Origin of the sequence: Longimicrobium sp., assembly GCF_036387355.1 — a bacterium.
Classification (GTDB): Bacteria; Gemmatimonadota; Gemmatimonadetes; order Longimicrobiales; family Longimicrobiaceae; genus Longimicrobium.
In genome coordinates, this window is the sequence record NZ_DASVTX010000471.1 from 1 (window position 1) to 3,217 (window position 3,217).

Here is a 3,217-nt window from a genome sequence, read left to right on the forward strand (position 1 = left end):
GGTTCCCGTTGGAAACGCCGATCACCTGGTGCGAGCCGTCTGCCTGCTTGAGCGTCCAGGGCATTGAGGGACTCCATGGGGAAGAGGGAGTATGAACGGGCTCACCCATCCGGGCGGGCCCCTGGTGCACCCCGGGCGGAACCCGGGGCGGCCCGCCGCCCCGGGCATGGCGCCGGTGGGCGGCGGATTCTGAAAGGCGGTCAGCCGCCCGGTTCCGCCGCCCACCAGCCGGACGGCACCTGGTACCGCACCTCGGGAAGCTGAACGAGCGGAAGCCGCGCGCCCTCGATGGTGGCGAACACCACGTAGCTCAGGTTCAGCACGGCGCCCGCGGGGGTCACCGGCTGCACGGCGCCGTGCCACGCGTTGGCCGACGCCGCCAGCTGGGCCGCGATCTGCGCGGCGCCGTCCGTCTGCATGGAAAGCCCGTCCGCCAGCAGCACCGGCATCTCCCCCATCAGCGCCGTTCCGTCCGGCGCCGTCGCCAGCGGATAGCGGTAGCTCATCGACACCTTGAGGGTGCGCGGCTCCCCCGTGGCGGCGCCCGCCTGCGCCAGCTGCGCCAGCACGGGGGTGAGCGTCGCGGAGAGCGCGCCCGCCGGGGCAAACGGCCCCAGCGCGCCCCCGGTCAGCAGCGGCACCACCGGATCGCTGAAGCCCACCACCGGCGTCTGGTACACGAGCGCGGGGTTGGCCACCAGCGCCGGGTTGGAAGACAGCGAGGCGTTGCGAAGGCGCCAGCACTCCGCGCGCCCCGTCTGCCGCGTCAGCACGTCCATCTCCGGAAACACGACCGCCAGCGAGGCCGTGCCGCCCTCGTGCTGAAACGGATAGGTGGCGGTGAACCAGTTCTGCCCCGGGCCCGGCGGCTGCGCCCCGGCGGGGAGGGGCGAGGGCGCCACGGACCACGAAACGCCGTTCAGCGTGGGCCAGGTGAGCCCGTCCGGCCCGGATGCATCCGAGCATCCGAACACCTGCACCGTCCCCGCGTCGTAGGACTGAAAGCGCACCACGAACAGGTCCGTCTGCTTGGCGGGAGGCGCCTCGGCCAGGAACTCCATGTCCATCCACAGCGCGCGCCACGCATCTGCCACGGCCTGCACCCGCGCCACCAGCGCCGCCGCCACCTGCGCGGGCGCGGGGCCGGACGGGGCGGCGCCGCGCGCGGCGGGGAGCGCCTGCACCAGCGGCTGCAGCACCGTCCACGAGGCGTTGAACGATGCCAGCGCGGCGAACAGCCCGGCCAGCCTGCCAGTGATCCCCGGCGCGTCGCCCAGCGCCGTCGGGCCGCCGGCCCGCGGGAGCGGAAGGTTGTAGTCCGCCTGCAGCCACAGGTCGTCCTGCGCCTGCAGCTCCATCAGCGTCACGCCCGCGGAGTAGTCCCACTCCAGCACCCCGCCCAGCGGCCCCCTTCCGGTCTCCGGGGCTGCCTGCGCCGCGGACTGCCGCTGCATCACCGGAGTGGGCGGAATGCCGCGGCTGGGCACCGGCACGTCCACCGGCTGCAGCGCCAGGTCCAGCGACGGGGTGGGAAGCACGAAGCGCAGCCACTCCGAGGGCACGTACCCGAAGTCCTCGTCGGCCGTGTCGATCTGGTGCTCCATGAAGCGCACCTGGAACGCCAGCGAGAGCGGCAGGTCCGTCTCGTCCCCGGGCGACGTGGCGGAAACCACAAAGGTCAGGTACTGCGGGGACGGCCCGCCGCTGTCGCGCGCCACCAGCTTGGCCGTGCTGGAGGTGTAGGCCCGCCCCGGCGCCGCCCCCGCCTGGCCCGGCTCGCCCACCGCGCCAAAGAAGCGGGGCGGCGCCTGCCCGCCGGACTCCGCCGTCCCCGCCACGGACACGGCGGCGGGGACCTGCACCACCGCCGACACGGTGTAGGCCGCCGCCAGCGAGCCCAGCAGCGCCTGCTCGAAGCGGTCCGTGGCCGCCGCCGGGTCGCCCGGCGCCAGGAAGGTGTCCGAGGGCTGAAAGACGGGCACCACGCCCCCCGCAACCGCCGCGGCCAGCTGCGCCTTGGCCGCCATCAGCGCGTGGAACGAGTCCGGGGCCAGCTGCGCCAGCGCCATCGCCGTGTCGGCGGATAGCACCCCGTCCACCGTCTCCAGAAAGGCCGATGCCCAGCCGTCCAGGCCAACGGCGGTGAACGTCTGCGTGGTGGTGACCGGGTTGAGCTGTGCGTCGTACGACGACACGCTGGCCGCGCCGTTCACCGGGCTGGTGCTGAGCGGCGCCAGGGTGAAGTACGCCGCGCGCGGGTCGGTGAACGCGGCCATGATCCCCGCCGTGGCGCTCCACCGCATGGCCCACAGGCTTTCCGCCGCGGGCGGGCCGCCCGCGCCCGCCGTGTCGCTGCGCACCGCCAGCTTGGCCGTCCCCGATCCCCCGTCAAAGCCCTGGAACGCGGCCTCGAAGTCCATCGCGAAGGCGGTGAGCGTCACCGTGGACGGGTCCGCGCCGCTGGCGGCCCCCGCCGGCGCGTCCAGCTGCGCCGCCACCGTCTGCGTGGCCGAGAGCGCCGCGGGGAGCCGCCGGGCCGCCAGCGGGTCCACCAGCGCCGCGTCGCGCGACAGGGTGAGCGTCGTCACCACGGGGAACACGTCGTCCGTGCGCCCGGCCAGCTGCGTGGGGTCGATGGGGGCGGCCAGCGCGCAGTCGATCGGCTGCACGCCCGTGATGGATCCGCTCTGCGCGACCCCCTGCAGCGCCGCGGCGACCTGCCCCGCGAACGCGGCCAGCCGCCCGAGCATGGCCGGGCCGCCGGCGGACAGGGCGGGGAGCACCGTGGTGGCCAGGGCCAGCCGGGTGTTGGGGTCCTGCGCCTGCGCCAGAATGGTGCGGTAGCGCAGCAGCGCCGCCCCGGCATTCTCCTTCACCGTCTCCGCCGACGGCGCCGTGCCGGGCGCGAGGAAGTCCGGGCGGAACTGCAGCGCCAGGTTCAGCGACGGCGAGGGCGTGGCGGCAAAGCGGTAGCCGGAGCGCACCCCCGGCCACTCGCCCGGCGTCAGCAGCGGGTCCGCGTACAGGATGGGGAAGGGCGCCGTCCCCGTCTCGTCGTCCAGCGCGTTGCCAAAGACGTCGTTCACCCGAAAGGTGAGCGTGGCCGTGCGCCCCACGGCGGAGTACACGCCCGGTGCCTCCCCCCCGTCCACCACCGCGAACGGGTAGATGGGAAGGATCTGCCGGTAGTTCTGGCCGCCGTCGTCCGCCGGCGCCG

The 3,217-nt window shown here is 74.7% G+C and carries 1 protein-coding gene; it reads right to left on the reverse strand.

Going from position 1 to position 3,217, the window contains the following annotated elements; all coding sequences use genetic code 11:
- Positions 1-200 precede the first annotated feature (200 nt).
- A partial coding sequence (locus VF665_RS20410; protein ID WP_331055310.1) for a hypothetical protein occupies positions 201-3,217 on the reverse strand: 3,017 nt, incomplete at its 5' end.